Origin of the sequence: Marinobacter sp. DUT-3, assembly GCF_050379435.1 — a bacterium.
Taxonomy (GTDB): domain Bacteria; phylum Pseudomonadota; class Gammaproteobacteria; order Pseudomonadales; family Oleiphilaceae; genus Marinobacter.
On record NZ_JBNRMG010000001.1, the window covers coordinates 383,274 to 398,891 of the forward strand.

A 15,618-nucleotide genomic window follows, 5' to 3' on the forward strand; every position below is an offset into this window, starting at 1 on the left:
CAATACAAGTAGTCATTACCCGGCATGGAATTGTTACTGACCCATTTCGCCCGCTCATTGTCGGGTGCCGAAAACCTGGAACAACTTACCCGTCCCATTCTTTTGCTGTTGCAACGCATTACCGGCCTGGAATCCACCTACCTGACGATGATTGATGAATCGCAAGGTGTTCAGGTCATTCTTTTCGCGGACAACTCCGGAAGTATCAATCTCCCGGAAGGAATGCAGATTCCCTGGTTGGATACTCTGTGTAAGCGCGCAATGGACGAAAAGCTGTACTTTACCGAGGACGTTGAGAGTGTCTGGGGTGATTCCGAGGCTGCTCGGGAGCTGGGCCTGAAGACCTATCTCTCTGTTCCCGTCAGTAACCTGGACGGGAGCATTTACGGCACTCTCTGCGGTGCGAGTAGCCGCGCCACGAAGGTAGATCAGGAGGTATTTGATCTACTGGAACTCTGCTCCGAGCTGATTGCCTATCAGATTGCCAGAGACGCTGCTGCCAAGGCCTCCATCCGTCGGGCCAATAAGGCCGAGAAAAAGCTGCAATCGCTGGCGCTGATTTCTGAGATCGGTGAATTGTGTTTCCGGTCGGATACCCTTGACTCCGCGTTGATACACACCGCGTCCTTGCTCGAGGAACGCGGGGGCTGGTTCAGGGCGGTGCCGTTTGTCCGAAGTGGCCAGAGCGTCAGCGCCCTGGTTCAGGCCGATAGTGCCTGGTTGGAGGTTGTTAAAAAGACCGATGCCTTGATCCCGCTGACAGATGCGCTGTTCGACAATGTCCACCCTGACCCGTTTGTCAGTGCTGATGGGCCGGGAGCACTGGAAACGCTTCCTCCGGAGGCAGGATTGTCGAGCGATGCCAGTGCCGCGCTGGTCAGTGTTGAGACAGATCAGGGGCGGGTGGCAGGTATTCTGCTGATCCTTGAGCAGGCGCCGGCGGAACCGGAGAACGACCGGCAGATCATCATCAGTTGTTCCAATTACCTGTCTCTGCTGGCTGACCGGGCAGAGTATTACGAGCAGCTTGAGCGTGCCAACCAGGAACTCTCGGTGTATGCCCTTCATGACCCGCTGACCGGGCTGGCCAATCGCCGTTATCTGGTGGAAGAGCTGGCACGAATGCTGGCTGCTACCCATCGAAACGGCGGCAGTGTCTACGTTGCTTTTATCGATCTGGATAACTTCAAGCAGATTAACGATGACTATGGGCATGATGCAGGTGATCACTTTTTGCAGTGCATGACAAAGCGCTTGCGGGAGGTGATCCGTTCGGGGGATTTGGCCAGTCGTTACGGCGGTGACGAATTTGTGGTGTTGTCGGCGGCCAGGGCGGGGGAAGATCGATCTGGCCTGGAGGCGTTCCTTGACCGACTGAGGGTCGCGACCCGGGGGCAGTTCGAGTTGCCGGAGCAGTCCCTGGATTATGCCGGGGCAAGTGTGGGCGGGGTGACCAGTCGCGCTGGCGAAAGTGATCCGGACAAATTATTGGCGAGGGCGGATGAGGCCATGTACGCCATCAAGAAGGCCAGGAAGGTGTCATGACAGAACTCTACCCATCGCTGTCGTTTGACGAATTGGTTACCAGGGTTCGTCGATGCACCCTTTGTGAGGAACACCTGCCACTGGGGCCGAGACCGGTGGTGCAGCTCAGTGAATCCTCGCGGATACTGGTGGTCGGGCAGGCGCCGGGCCGGCGGGTTCATGAAACCGGATTGCCGTTCAATGATCCCAGCGGCGACCGGCTGCGGGACTGGATGGGGATTGGTCGTGACGTCTTCTACGATGAGAGTACGCTGGCGATATTGCCCATGGGATTCTGTTACCCCGGTACCGGCAAATCGGGTGATCTTCCGCCGCGTCCCGAATGCGCGCCAGCCTGGCGGGAAGCGTTGCTGGCACGACTGAAACACATAGAGTTGACGCTGGTGATCGGGCAGTATGCCCACGCCTGGCACTTGTCTGGACCGCGAAAATCCGTGACGGACAATGTGAAGGACTGGGAAAAGCACTGGCCAGAAGTATTACCTTTGCCTCATCCCAGCCCCCGCAACAATCTCTGGCTGCGAAAGAACCCCTGGTTTGAAAAGGATGTGATACCCGCACTGCAGCAACGGGTCGGGGACATTCTCGGGCCTTTTTCCACGCATAATGCCTGAAAGAACGAGTCACGCGCTGTCGTGTAGAGTCGCGGTCTGTGGCTGCGGGGTTGCCTGAGCCGACAGATACCTTTCCAGCTCGCGGACATCTTCGTCAGTGGCGTATAGCCCCTGTTTTGTGCGGCGCCAAAGGATGTCCTCTGACGTCATTGCCCATTCGTGTCTGATCAGGTATTCCACTTCCCGTTCATAGAGCGTACCCGCAAACCGGAAGCCCAAATCCTGAATGGATGTCGCGCCGCCCAGAATGTCATAGGCATTGGTCCCATAGGTGCGCACATACCGGCTGTAGACGACTTCTGGAAGCCATGGATAATCCGTGGATATGCGAGCCTCCAGGGTGTCGTGGTTTTCAAAGTCACCACCGGGCAGAACGCTGTTTTTGGTCCAGGGGCCTTTGGCGTGCGGGAAGAACTGACACAGCTTGTCTGTCGCGGCTTCTGCCAGTTTGCGATAGGTCGTGATCTTGCCGCCAAATACGGAAATTACCGGGGCCATGTCCTTTTCGGCGCTGACCTCAAACGAGTAGTCCCGGGAGGCTTTCTTGGCATCACCTTCTTCATCGTCCATCAGCGGGCGAACACCGGAATAGGACCAGATGACATCGCTCTCTGTCAGCTGGCGCTTGAAGTAGGAGTTAACAATATCCAGCAGGTAGCTGGTTTCTTCCGATGAAATTTTTGCTTTCTTCGGATCCCCCTCGTAGTCCACATCGGTTGTGCCAACCAGGGAGAACTCATCCTCGTAGGGGATGACGAAAACAATGCGCTCGTCCTCGTTCTGAAGAATATAAGCCTCTGTCTCGCGGTTCAGGCGGGGAACAACAATGTGGCTGCCCTTGACCATGCGAATGACTTTCGGAGCCTTCATGGCGAGGCTCTCACTGAACAGGCGGCTGACCCAGGGGCCGGAGGCGTTCACAATGACTTTTGCAGACACTTGGTGAACGCGGTCGTCGTTCATGTCCTGAAGCGAGACATTCCATGAATCCGCTCCGCGCTCGGCGTTGATGCACTTGGTTCTGGTCAGAATGGTAGCGCCGTATTCCTGTGCCTTCTTGGCCGTCAGTACAACCAGGCGGGCGTCGTCGACCCAGCCGTCGGAGTATTCGAATCCTTTGGTGATGTCAGATTTGAGCGGGTCCTTTTCATCGAACCTGATGGACCGCGACCCCGGCAGAACTTCCCGCTTGGCGAGGTGATCGTAGAGAAACAGCCCCATTCTGATCATCCAGGCGGGGCGAAGGTGAGGGCGGTGGGGCAGCCGGAAGCGCATTGGCCACATGATGTGGGGAGAATTTCGCAACAGGGACTCCCTCTCTGCCAGGGCTTCCCGCACCAGTCGAAACTCATAGTGCTCCAGGTAACGCAATCCGCCGTGGATCAGCTTGCTGCTGCTTGAGGATGTCGCCGAGGCGAGGTCATTCATTTCGCAAAGCAACACCTTGAGACCCCGGCCCGCGGCATCCATTGCGATCCCCGTTCCGTTAACACCGCCTCCCACAACGACAACGTCGAATTGGTTGTTCTCCTCGGCCATCCTGTGTCATCTCCTGACGCCAATAACGTGTTCATCCATTATGCGAAAGCAAGATATATTCGTAAAGGAAAATAAAGAAAAAAAACGAAAAGGAGAGGGCGAGCAAGCAGGGGGCCTTCTCAATAGCATTCAGCAAGCGAAAACCGTAATCAGCAGGGAAGGTCAGACCAGGTGCAGTTCCACGTTGTTCTCGCGCAACAACTGGCGGATCTCGACGGGAGGCGGCTCGTCGGTAAACACGTGATCGGCCTGGGCGATGCTGCCCAGACGAACCATGGCATTGCGGCCAAACTTGGAGTGGTCGGCGGCGAGCAGAACCTGGCTGGAATTTTCGATAATGGACTGGGCGACGCGGACTTCCCGGTAGTCGAAGTCCAGCAATGAGCCGTCAGCGTGAATGCCGCTGATCCCTATGATGCCGAAGTCCATCTTGAACTGATTGATAAAGTCCCGGGTGGCTTCACCCACAATGCCACCATCGCGATTCCGGACTTCACCGCCGGCGATGATGATATGAAAGTCTTCCTTGGCGGAGAGAATAGAGGCCACGTGCAGGTTGTTGGTCACCACCTGAAGGTTGTTTTTTTCGAGCAGTGCCTTGGCGATGGTTTCCGTGGTGGTTCCGATGTTGATGAACAGGGAGGAGTTGTCCGGAATCATCTCCACCAGGGCTTCAGCGATACGTTCCTTTGCTTCCAGATCCATGATCTTGCGAGCCTGGTAGGCGGTGTTCATCGTGCTGGAATCGATACCGGCGCCGCCATGGTGGCGACGGAGTTTTTTCTGGCTGGCCAGGTCGTTCAGGTCCCGGCGAATGGTCTGCGGCGTGACTTTAAACTGGTCCACCAGCTGTTCTGTCGTGACAAAGCCGTTCTGCTGGATCAATTCCATGATCAGATCCTGCCTGCGTCGCTGTGCCATTCAACTTCCTCCGGCGTTCGGTTTTCTGTAACGAACGAAATAGCGATTCATTGCTCCCGGTCAGTCTAGAGTGTTTTACGTCTTTATGCAGCCTTTTTAGGGGCTTGTGGCGGTATGGGTGTTTCGCGTTAGTGAAAAGGGTTGGCTTTTGTTTTCAGAAAAGTAAAAATGCGAAAAAATAAGAACACCCGAGGCAAAGCAACCATGACTCAGTACATTCTGTCGATCGATCAGGGAACCACCAGTTCTCGTGCCATTTTGTTCACGCTGGACGGCAATATACACGCCGTTAGCCAACAGGAATTTTCCCAGCACTACCCCGCCAGCGGCTGGGTAGAGCACGACCCCGAGGATATATGGCGCACGGTCAGGGAAACCTGTGATGACGTCATGGACAAGGGCTGCAGCGAAAACGACGAGGTGGTTGCCGTTGGAATCACCAATCAGAGAGAGACCACCATACTCTGGGACCGGGCGACCGGTGAACCGGTCTATCCAGCCATCGTCTGGCAGGACCGAAGAACCGCAGAATGGTGCGAAACCCTGAAAAAACAGAGCCGGGAACCGTCGGTGAACAGTAAAACCGGGTTGTTGATCGATCCTTACTTTTCGGCGACGAAAATTCGCTGGGTTCTTGATAACGTCCCCGGGGCCAGGCAACGGGCTGAAAAGGGCGAGCTGGCCTTTGGCACCATCGATAGCTTCCTGCTCTGGCGCCTGACTGCCGGTAAGGTGCATCGTACTGACGCCACCAACGCGAGCCGAACCATGCTCTTTAATATCCATGATCAGCAATGGGATCAGGAGCTGCTGGATCTGTTCGGGATACCGGAATCCCTGTTACCCGATGTCATGGATTCGGCGGCGGACTTCGGCCGGATTGTGGGTAACGGGCGTCTGGATGGTGTCTCGGTCATGGGTATGGCCGGTGATCAGCAGGCAGCGCTGTTTGGACAGACCTGCTTTAAAACCGGCATGGCAAAAAGTACCTACGGGACCGGCTGCTTTCTGATGCTAAATACTGGCGACAAGGCACTGACGTCGGAGCACCGCCTGCTGACCACCGTGGCGTATCGTTTGAATGGCAAACCGGTCTACGCGCTGGAAGGCAGTATCTTTATCGCCGGTGCTGCCATCCAGTGGTTGCGCGATGGCCTGCAGCTGATCAGAGATGCATGCGAGACCGAGCCGCTTGCTGAGGGCACGCCGGTGGACCACGGTGTCTATCTGGTACCGGCCTTCACCGGGCTGGGCGCCCCTTATTGGGACCCCAATGCCCGTGGCGCCATTTTCGGGCTGACCCGGGATACCGGTATAAAGGAAATTGTGACCGCGGGCCTGCAATCGGTTTGTTACCAGACCAAGGATCTGCAGAAAGCCATGGAAAAGGACGGGATCCGGCCCATCACCCTGCGTGTGGATGGTGGCATGGTTGCCAACAACTGGGTACTGCAGTTCCTGGCGGATATTCTGGGGGCGCGGGTCGACCGACCGGCGCTGGTGGAAACCACGGCTCTCGGGGCGGCCTACCTGGCGGGCCTTCAGGCTGGCGTTTACAAGTCCCTCGATGACCTGAGCAGTATGTGGCGTTGCGACCGAAGCTTCGAGGCAGTGATGACCAAGGCCCGGCGCGACAAGCTGTATGAGGGCTGGAGCACGGCCATCCGTAAACTCTGACTACCTCACCCCAAGATCCCGAAGGCGTTTGTACAGGGTGTTGCGACTGACGGCCAACTCCCTGGCAGCGCGAGACACGTTTCCCATGCACTGCTGATAGACCACGAGGGTCTGGTTCATGGTGTCGTTGCGGGAGTTATCGTTGGCCTGGGGCGTTTCGCGGAACGACGAGGCATCGAATACCGGCTTTTGCGTCGTTTCCTTACGGTCTTCGTATTCCGCCAGAAAGTCCTCCGGCAGGTGCCAGAGCTGCACTTCATCGCCGTCTGCAATGGCAACAGCCACACGAACGATGTTCACCAGCTGGCGAATGTTGCCGGGCCAGGGATGGTTTTCCAGTGCCGCCATCACCTCCGTGTTCAGGGAGGCAGGCTGGCCGTCATCGCGGTGCTCCTGGTAAATTCTGCGGATGAGTTCGCGCCTGTCCATCCGCTCCCGCAGTGGCGGCAGTTCAACGCATAAGCCGTTGATGCGGTAATAGAGGTCAGCACGGAAATCACCGCTGTCGATCCGGTCGGATAACGGGCGGTTGGTGGCCGACACCAGCAGGATGTCCACCGGGATGCGCTCTGTCGACCCCACCGGCGTGACTTCCCGTTCCTGCAGTACCCGCAGCAGTCTGGACTGGGCGGCAAGCGGCATTTCACCGATCTCGTCGAGAAACAGGATGCCTTTGTCGGCCTTTCGTATCAGGCCAAGGGAGCCCTGGGCGCGGGCGCCGGTGAACGCGCCCGCCTCGTAACCGAAGAGCTCGGATTCGACCAGTTCCGGAGGAATGGCCGCACAGTTGACCGACACCAGAGGCTGGCCCCGCCGCTTGCTGGTCCCGTGCAGGGCTTTGACCATGACTTCCTTGCCAACACCGGTTTCGCCACAGATCAGTATCGGAACCCCCCGTTCCAGCACCTTGCCGGCCTGGCTGGCACAACGTCGGACCCGTGGGTCGCCATACTCGATATCACCCGGGGAAACGCCGGATTGGCGAGGCTCCGATGGCCTGGGGCGGGGCGCGGAGCGTAGCGGCTTCGGGCCGGGGGCGCAAACCGATACCGGGCGTTTGAGGAGCCCTGACAATCGTACCCTTTTGGTGGTTGTGAGCTGGAGAGGCGCGTTGTGGGAATGGTTAAGTACCTGGCTCCGGTTTTCAGTAAACAGGGAGCTCAGGTTGCGTCCGAAGACCGGTTCACCGAGCAACTGGTCGGCCCGCTGATTGGACGCAATAACACGCCCGGTTTGATCAAACGCAATCAGACCGGACCAGGGGCTGTCGATGTTATCCGCCGTGGTGTTGAGGGTAAGGATAAAATGGTCTCCCCCCAGTTGCCGGACAATCAGGCGGTTCTCCACCGATTGCGATAGCAGCCGGACCATTCCCAGGGTGTGGGCCTGGGGCAGGTAGGCGTCGCTGAAGGCGCTGAGTACACCCACCAGGGCTCTGTCGGTATCGAAGATGGGGGCGGCGGAACTGATGATGCCGCGGTTCAGCTTGAGAAAATGTTCGTTTCGCTGCACCTGTATCGGCGATCGAATCGCAATGGAAGTGCCGATGGCATTGGTGCCGGCATGACGCTCATGCCAGCTTGCCCCTGCGCTGAACCAGGGGTGTCGGTAGCTCTCGGTAACACGGCGATCGCCCCAGCCCTTCAATACCTGGGCTTCGGAATCCGCAAGCAGGATCAGGCAGCGGCTGTTGGACATGATGTTGTCGTAGTAGGGCAGCACTTCTGTTTCTGTGGTGCTCAGTAATGCTTCGTAGTCATGTTCCAGAGCTTCACGTGCCTGGTCGTCAAGGTTCGCCGGCTCAGGTTCATGGTCGTGGTGGAGCCCGTAGCCGAGACAGCGGTTCCAGGAATCGGCAATGGTAGACCGGTATTCCGTCCGTTCGTGTTGTGGTTTCACGCGAGTCCTCCGCGTTCCTGCGATTTCGTTTTGTTTTTGTGGTGGCCGTCCAGGCCGGTGGGTACAACGAATCTGTTCGCAATGGTGTTCAATAATGTGCTCAATGATTGTTCAGGTCAATGTTCAAATTGAACAAAAAGTTTGATAACGAACATTTTTGTTTTCAGTAAAGAAATTCCATGTAATATTAAATCTATTAAAAACAATAATATAGGATTTCGCTCCTAATTATGGCCCTTACTGGTACGGGCTTTGCCTTTGTGTATTCGAAATCGAATTTCCGTCGGTCAGCTGCCGGCGAATAACGTTTAACAAGAACAACAAAGGAAAGCCTATGTCCTTAACGCTGGAGAATCTCTCCCGTGCCGTGGATGGAGTCGATTACATCCGGGACGCGAACATCACGTTTGAGGCGGGGTCGTTCAACGTACTGCTCGGGCGCACACTGGCTGGTAAAACCTCACTGATGCGGCTGATGGCCGGTCTGGACAAGCCTGACGAAGGTCGCCTCATCTATAACGGCCATGATGTGACCGGGCAAAGCGTTCAGCAACGCAATGTCTCGATGATCTATCAGCAGTTCATTAACTACCCCAATCTAACGGTTTACGAAAACATCGCCTCGCCCCTGCGTCTGGCAAAGATGAAGGAGAGTGAGATTGATCGGCGAGTGAAAGAAACCGCGAACATGTTGCAGATTGACCCGCTGTTGAAGCGCTATCCGCTGGAACTGTCCGGCGGTCAGCAACAGCGCACAGCGATGGCCCGGGCGCTGGTCAAAGACGCGACGCTGATTCTGTTTGACGAGCCCCTGGTGAACCTCGACTACAAACTGCGTGAGGAGTTGCGTGCTGAACTGCGGGATCTGTTCCGTGAACGCCAGTGCATTGCGATCTACGCAACCACCGAAGCAAACGAAGCGCTGGCGCTGGGGGGCGTCACCACGCTGCTCGACCAGGGGCGCATCGTTCAGTCCGGCCCGGTCATGGAGGTTTACCGCAACCCGGTGAACACCCTGGCAGCGCAGCTGTTCAGTGAGCCGCCCATGAACATGATCAAAGGGCGCGTTACCGACACCGAGGTCACCTTTGATGAATATTCTCACCATGCACTGACCCGGGAGCTGGCGAAAATCGAGCCCGGTGATTACTGGTTTGGTATCCGGCCAAGTCATATCGGGCTTGTTCCCAACAATGAGGACGACCTTGAGATGTCCATGGAGGTGGAACTCAGCGAGATCAGTGGCTCGGAAACCTTCATGCACGTGCGTAACCGGCACTTCGAGATGGTGATGCAACTGATGGGGGTACACCAGTATCACACCGGGTCGCCCATCAAGATCTATCTGCCTATTCACAAGCTGTTTGTATTCGATAAAGACGAAAAGCTTGTGCATACCCCGACGCAGGTAACAGGAGGGACGATCTGATGGCTGAAATTCATTTGAAGTCTCTGGCCCACAGTTACAGCGATACGCCGGCGGGGCCCGATGACTACGCAATCCGCCATCTGGACCATGTCTGGGAGAAGGGCGGTGCCTACGCCTTGCTGGGGCCCTCCGGCTGTGGCAAGAGTACGATGCTGAATATCATCTCGGGACTGCTCCAGCCGTCGGAAGGCGATGTGCTGTTCGACGGCAAGCGGGTCAATGAGTTGTCTCCGCGGGACCGGAACATTGCCCAGGTTTTCCAGTTTCCCGTTATCTACGACTCGATGACGGTGTTCCAGAACCTGGCGTTTCCCCTCAAGAATACCGGTGTGCCCAAGTCCCAGATCAAGGCCAAAGTGAACGAAATTGCCGGGATTCTGGAAATTGAGAGCGAGCTGCACAAAAAGGCCAAGAACCTCTCCGCGGACCAGAAACAGAAAGTTTCTATGGGGCGTGGCCTGGTTCGGGGCGATGTCTCCGCCATCCTGTTCGATGAACCGCTGACGGTGATCGATCCCCAGCTCAAATGGAAACTGCGCCGCAAGCTCAAACAGATCCATGAGCAATTTGACATCACCATGGTGTACGTCACCCACGACCAACTGGAAGCATCCACCTTCGCCGACAAGATCGCGGTGATGTACGACGGCCAGATTGTCCAGTTCGGAACGCCAACGGAGCTCTTTGAACAGCCCAATCACACCTTCGTGGGGTACTTCATCGGCAGCCCCGGCATGAACCTGATTGAGGTGGAGCGATGCCCTCGTGGTGTCTGCTTCGGCAGCACGGTGGTACCACTGGATACGCAGCAGGTTGAGCTTTTGCAGCGCCTGCAATCCAACAATCTCAAGATCGGTATCCGCCCGGAGTTTATTCAAGCATCGGATATTGTGGCAGACGATACGTTTGAAGCCGAGGTGCTGGATGTCGAGGACTTGGGCACCTACAAGATCATGACGGTAAAGCTGGGTTTCGAAACACTGAAAGTCCGACTGACGGAGGACCAGCATTTCGATGTTGGCAGCCAGGTTCAGCTCAGCTTCCCGGAAAAGTGGCTGAAGCTGTACGTGGACGAGTTTCTGGTGGAGGAGAAGGGCCAATGAACAAGGTTCCCAACAATCGTGCCTGGTGGCTCGTACTGCCAGTATTCATTCTTGTTGCGTTTTCAGCGTTGATACCGCTGATGACGGTTGTGAACTATTCGGTTCAGGACATCTTCGGTCCGGGAAACGCCTATTACGTAGGCACTGAGTGGTTTCGGGAAGTGCTCGCTGATGAGCGATTGAGAGAGTCGCTACTCAGGCAATTCCTGTTTTCCGGTGCCGTGCTGGCTATCCAGATTCCCCTTGGTATTGGTGTGGCGCTGATGATGCCGAAGTCCGGCATCAAGGCCTCTCTGTGCCTGATCCTGCTGGCCATACCGTTGCTGATTCCCTGGAACGTGGTGGGCACCATCTGGCAGATCTTCGGTCGCGGTGATATCGGCCTATTTGGCTGGGCCCTGAACACGCTCGGTCTTGATTACAACTACACCGGCGACACGGTGGATGCCTGGCTGACGGTGTTGCTGATGGATGTGTGGCACTGGACGCCACTGGTTGCGCTGTTGTGCTATTCAGGGTTGAGAGCCATTCCCGAGGCCTTCTATCAGGCGGCGGAAATCGACCGTGCGTCAAAGTGGGCTGTGTTCCGCTACATCCAGTTGCCTCGCCTGAAAAGTGTGCTTGTGATTGCGGTGCTGCTGCGATTCATGGACAGCTTCATGATCTATACGGAGCCTTTTGTTCTCACCGGTGGCGGGCCTGGCAGCTCGACAACCTTCCTGAGTCAGACACTGACAACCATGGCGATTGGTCAGTTTGATATAGGCCGTGCGGCGGCATTCTCGCTGATCTACTTCCTGATCGTATTGCTGGTGTCCTGGCTGTTCTTTACCGCCATAACTCACCTCGACAAAGAAAAATAAGGAGAGAGTGATGAGCTACTCACGTTCCAAGGGCATCGGGATGACGCTGTTCATCGTGCTCTTGCTGACCCCGATCTATTGGCTTTTGAACATGTCGTTCAAAACCAACCGTGAAATTCTGGGAGGGCTCACCTTCTGGCCGCAGAATTTCACGCTGGATAATTACGCAGTGATCTTCACGGACTCCAGCTGGTACTCGGGGTACATCAACTCGATGATCTACGTGTCCATGAACATGACCATCACCTTGCTGGTTGCCCTGCCGGCCGCCTATGCGTTCAGTCGCTACAAATTCGTGGGTGACAAGCACCTGTTTTTCTGGCTGCTCAGCAACCGTATGGCGCCGCCTGCGGTCTTCCTTTTGCCGTTCTTCCAGCTCTATTCGTCGGTGGGGTTATTCGATACCCACATTGCCGTGGCGCTCGCGCACTGCCTGTTCAACGTGCCGCTGGCGGTCTGGATACTGGAGGGCTTCATGTCTGGTGTACCGCGCGAATACGACGAGATGGCCTATATTGATGGCTACAGTTTCCCGAAATTCTTCGTGAAGATCTTCCTGCCGATGATCCGGTCGGGGATTGGTGTCGCCGCGTTCTTTGCCTTCATGTTCTCGTGGGTGGAACTGCTGTTGGCAAGAACACTGACCTCCGTGGATGCGCAACCCATCGCCGCCATCATGACCCGAACGGTCGGGGCCAGCGGTATTGACTGGGGCGTGCTGGCAGCAGCCGGTGTACTCACCATTGTTCCAGGCGTACTGGTGGTCTGGTTTGTTCGTAATCACATCGCCAAAGGCTTCGCGCTGGGCCGGGTATAGGGAGAGTTCTCATGATTGCGTGGATGAACTGGACACCGTCCGTAGCCATTTTCTTTGCAGTGATTGCCGGAATACTGGCCGTGATGACCGTTTACGAAATTGTGTCGCCTTGCACGGAACGTAAGGGCTTCCTGCCAATTTCGACAACACGTGGAGACCGGCTTTTCATAGGTCTGCTTTCTGCGGCATACATTCATCTGGCATTTCTGGCTGTCAGCGACATAACCCTTTGGGTTGCGCTGGCGGTCTCGGTGCTCTGGCTTCTGGCGCTGTTGCGCTGGGGGTGATGGGAAATGGCAGGGGAGTTACGTCAAATGTTCGTTTGCCAGGGACGGCCGAAAGATCCTTGTAACTGCTCGTTGAGAACGTTTGTAAAATTTCTATAACGAACTATTTTCATTTCTAATGATCGGAAGCGAATAAGTGGGTTCGGCTCCGGTGTCAGTAACAGCGGTCAAAACGCTATACAGGGAAAACCGGAACGCAGTGTAGTGAAGTAAGACGTCGCGTTTCGAACAAACCAAAACAAAATGAACGAGGTTGGATATGTTCAACAACAATAAATATCCGAAAACCCTGCTCCTGAGTGCTGCTATCGGCTCGGTGGGGTTGGGGCTCAGCTTTCAGGTCAGCGCAGATCAGTACTCTGATGCCGCCGAGAAGTGGATTGATGAGGCATTCAAGAATTCAACTCTGAGCAAAGAAGAGCAGATGAAGGAGATGGAGTGGTTTATCAAGGCTGCCGAACCTTTCCGTGGTATGGAGATCAATGTTGTCTCCGAAACCATCGCTACTCATGAATATGAATCCAGGGTACTGGCAGAAGCTTTTAGCGAGATCACCGGCATTGAACTGACCCACACGCTGATCCAGGAAGGGGATGTTATCGAGAAGCTGCAGACTCAGATGCAGTCCGGCCGCAATATCTATGACGGCTGGGTAAACGACGCCGACCTGATTGGTACCCATTTCCGTTACGGTAAAGTTATGGCCGTCGAGGACATCATGAACGGTGAGGGCAAGGACGTGACGCTGCCTACGCTGGATCTTGATGATTTCATCGGGCTGGATTTCGCAACGGGTCCTGATGGCAAACTCTATCAGTTGCCAGATCAACAGTTCGCCAACCTTTACTGGTTCCGCGCCGACTGGTTCGAGCGTGAGGATCTGAGGGAGCAGTTCCAGGATCTCTACGGCTATGAGTTGGGTGTTCCCGTTAATTGGTCTGCCTACGAAGATATTGCCGAGTTCTTCACCGTGCACGTCAAGGAAATAGATGGCGAGCGCGTGTATGGCCACATGGATTACGGCAAGAAAGATCCTTCATTGGGCTGGCGTTTCACGGATGCCTGGTTCTCCATGGCCGGTGCGGGCGACAAGGGTCTTCCAAACGGGTTGCCGGTGGATGAATGGGGTATCCGCGTTGAAGAGTGCCATCCGGTGGGCTCCAGCGTGAGTCGGGGGGGTGCCACCAACGGCCCGGCAGCAGTCTTCGCGACCCACAAGTATGTTGACTGGCTGAAGAAGTACGCTCCGCCCGAGGCGCAGGGCATGACCTTCTCCGAGGCCGGCCCGGTACCGGCGCAAGGTGGCGTTGCCCAGCAGATCTTCTGGTACACCGCTTTTACCGCCAGCATGATCGAGGACGGCCTGCCGGTCGTTAATGAAGACGGCACACCAAAATGGCGTATGGCGCCTTCCCCTCGTGGGCCCTACTGGGAAGAGGGCATGAAGCTGGGTTATCAGGACGTGGGGTCCTGGACCTTCATGAAATCCACGCCCAAAGAGCGTCGTCTGGCGGCGTGGCTGTACGCCCAGTTCACCGTGTCCAAGACGGTTTCTCTTGAGAAGACCATCGCTGGTCTGACTCCGATTCGTAAGTCTGACATCAACTCTCAGCAGATGACTGAATTGGCGCCAAAGCTGGGTGGCCTGGTGGAATTCTACCGTAGCCCGGCCCGGGTTCAGTGGACAGACACTGGCACCAACGTGCCTGACTATCCGAAGCTGGCCCAGCTGTGGTGGCAGTATATTGCCCGGGCTGCCAGTGGCGAGGCAACGCCCCAGAAAGCACTGGACGGTCTGGCGGAAGCTCAGGATCGTGTCCTGCAGCGTCTTGAGCGTGCCAACGTAATGGAAACCTGTGGTCCGAAGCTGAACGAGCCGCGTGACCCGCAGTATTGGCTGGATCAGCCAGGTGCGCCCAAGCCGAAGCTGGACAACGAAAAGCCGCAAGGCAAAACCGTCCGCTACGAGGAATTGCTGAAGACCTGGGAAGAAGCTCGCGAGAGTTAATGCCTGCAGTGCCCTGCCCGGTTGTATCAGGCCACAGCCCTGTTGCGAACGGATTCCAGAAGTCGGTACCAGAGCGGGCGGGGCAGTGGGCTCTGGGCGCCGCGAAGGGCGGAATGGATCCTGCCAGGGTTCATGGAACCGAGCACTGGCACCGGTGCTCCCGGAATCTGGTGCAGCCAGGCGATGGCCAGTGCGGTTTCATCCAGTCCGGTTTCATTCCGCGCCCTGTCGAGAACATCGGCGGGAATCTGTTCGGCCAGGTTGCCGCCACCCAGCGGAGACCAGGCCAGCCAGCGCAGTCCGTCCATAAGGTGAGCTTCCAGCGTGCCATCAAACAGCGGGCCGGTGTGGGCGAGGGACAACTGGCTTTGGTTGCACACCAGTGGCAGGCCGGTATTTTGGGCCAGCCATCGCCACTGTTCCGGCAGGAAGTTGGACACACCGATCTGCCGTACCTTTCCCGACGTTACCGCGTTTTCCAGAATCCGAGCTACGTCCCCCGCCTGCAGCAATGGGTCAGGCCTGTGGATCAGGAAGGTATCAATCTGCTCCACGGCCAGTGATGCAAGGGCGTTGTTGATGGCGTTCTCCAGGTAATCGGCTTCGGCACGGTAGTGCTTTACCTGCCACGACGAACTGTCCTGGCCAGCCGGTACGATACCTGCCTTGGTGATAACGCGAACCCGTTTGGCCAGTGCCGGGTATGCCCGCAGCGCATCCCCGAACAGTCGTTCACAGTCGCCCGCGCCGTAGATGTCGGCGTGGTCGAACACAGTCAGCCCTTCATCTACTCGTGCTGATACCCAGTCGGCCAGCTTTGCTGGCCGGGTGAGCTCGGGATGGTCGTGGAGCCGCATCATCCCCAGAATCAGGGGTGTTTCCGGTGTGAATCCTTCTGTTGGGGCGTTTTGCATGG

13 protein-coding genes are annotated in these 15,618 nt (G+C 56.5%); 9 read left to right on the top strand and 4 right to left on the bottom strand.

Annotated features, from left to right (window positions below):
• Window positions 1–24: 24 nt before the first annotated feature.
• Both ACQUWM_RS01775 and ACQUWM_RS01780 read left to right on the top strand, forming a co-directional pair.
• A complete protein-coding gene (locus tag ACQUWM_RS01775) occupies window positions 25–1,545 on the top strand; it encodes a sensor domain-containing diguanylate cyclase (protein WP_428920986.1) in 1,521 nt (506 codons plus the stop codon).
• Window positions 1,542–2,159, top strand: a complete 618-nt coding sequence (locus ACQUWM_RS01780) for a uracil-DNA glycosylase family protein (protein WP_428920987.1) — start codon at window positions 1,542–1,544, stop codon at window positions 2,157–2,159. The genes ACQUWM_RS01775 and ACQUWM_RS01780 overlap by 4 nt, the downstream gene beginning before the upstream one ends.
• 9 nt (window positions 2,160–2,168) lie before the next feature.
• Here ACQUWM_RS01780 and glpD read toward each other — a convergent pair whose 3' ends face one another.
• Both glpD and ACQUWM_RS01790 read right to left on the bottom strand, forming a co-directional pair.
• Window positions 2,169–3,698: a glycerol-3-phosphate dehydrogenase gene (gene glpD / locus ACQUWM_RS01785; protein WP_428920988.1), complete on the bottom strand. Its 1,530-nt coding sequence runs from the start codon at window positions 3,696–3,698 to the stop codon at window positions 2,169–2,171.
• A gap of 162 nt (window positions 3,699–3,860) precedes the next feature.
• The gene (locus ACQUWM_RS01790) at window positions 3,861–4,619 is read right to left on the bottom strand and encodes a DeoR/GlpR family transcriptional regulator (RefSeq protein ID WP_407000153.1); all 759 of its coding nucleotides are present in this window, start codon (window positions 4,617–4,619) and stop codon (window positions 3,861–3,863) included.
• 204 nt (window positions 4,620–4,823) lie between these two features.
• On the opposite strand from ACQUWM_RS01790, the gene glpK reads away from it, so the two are divergent.
• A complete protein-coding gene (glpK, locus tag ACQUWM_RS01795) occupies window positions 4,824–6,296 on the top strand; it encodes a glycerol kinase GlpK (protein ID WP_407000155.1) in 1,473 nt (490 codons plus the stop codon).
• Here the strand turns inward: glpK and ACQUWM_RS01800 are convergent, their stop codons facing one another.
• Window positions 6,297–8,195, bottom strand: a complete 1,899-nt coding sequence (locus tag ACQUWM_RS01800; protein ID WP_428920989.1) for a sigma-54-dependent Fis family transcriptional regulator — start codon at window positions 8,193–8,195, stop codon at window positions 6,297–6,299.
• 334 nt (window positions 8,196–8,529) lie between these two features.
• Here ACQUWM_RS01800 and ACQUWM_RS01805 point away from each other — a divergent pair, with 334 nt between their 5' ends.
• From ACQUWM_RS01805 to ACQUWM_RS01830, 6 genes are all read left to right on the top strand, one after another.
• Window positions 8,530–9,624: an ABC transporter ATP-binding protein gene (locus tag ACQUWM_RS01805; protein ID WP_407000159.1), complete on the top strand. Its 1,095-nt coding sequence runs from the start codon at window positions 8,530–8,532 to the stop codon at window positions 9,622–9,624.
• The gene (locus ACQUWM_RS01810) at window positions 9,624–10,727 is read left to right on the top strand and encodes an ABC transporter ATP-binding protein (protein WP_428920990.1); all 1,104 of its coding nucleotides are present in this window, start codon (window positions 9,624–9,626) and stop codon (window positions 10,725–10,727) included. Before ACQUWM_RS01805 ends, ACQUWM_RS01810 begins: the two co-directional genes overlap by 1 nt.
• Window positions 10,724–11,590, top strand: coding sequence for a carbohydrate ABC transporter permease (locus ACQUWM_RS01815; RefSeq protein WP_407000163.1), 867 nt, complete (start codon window positions 10,724–10,726; stop codon window positions 11,588–11,590). The genes ACQUWM_RS01810 and ACQUWM_RS01815 overlap by 4 nt, the downstream gene beginning before the upstream one ends.
• Before the next feature lie 10 nt (window positions 11,591–11,600).
• Entirely contained in the window at window positions 11,601–12,407 is an 807-nt protein-coding gene (locus ACQUWM_RS01820; protein ID WP_407000165.1) for a carbohydrate ABC transporter permease, read from the top strand.
• 11 nt (window positions 12,408–12,418) lie between these two features.
• Complete coding sequence (locus ACQUWM_RS01825) at window positions 12,419–12,694, top strand: DUF2160 domain-containing protein (protein ID WP_428920991.1); 276 nt, start codon at window positions 12,419–12,421, stop codon at window positions 12,692–12,694.
• 259 nt (window positions 12,695–12,953) lie between these two features.
• Window positions 12,954–14,702: an ABC transporter substrate-binding protein gene (locus ACQUWM_RS01830; protein WP_428920992.1), complete on the top strand. Its 1,749-nt coding sequence runs from the start codon at window positions 12,954–12,956 to the stop codon at window positions 14,700–14,702.
• A gap of 26 nt (window positions 14,703–14,728) precedes the next feature.
• On the opposite strand, the gene ACQUWM_RS01835 is transcribed toward ACQUWM_RS01830, so the two are convergent.
• Window positions 14,729–15,616 (bottom strand): aldo/keto reductase, encoded by an 888-nt coding sequence (locus ACQUWM_RS01835; protein WP_428920993.1) that lies wholly within the window; start codon window positions 15,614–15,616, stop codon window positions 14,729–14,731.
• Between the last annotated feature and the right edge of the window lie 2 nt (window positions 15,617–15,618).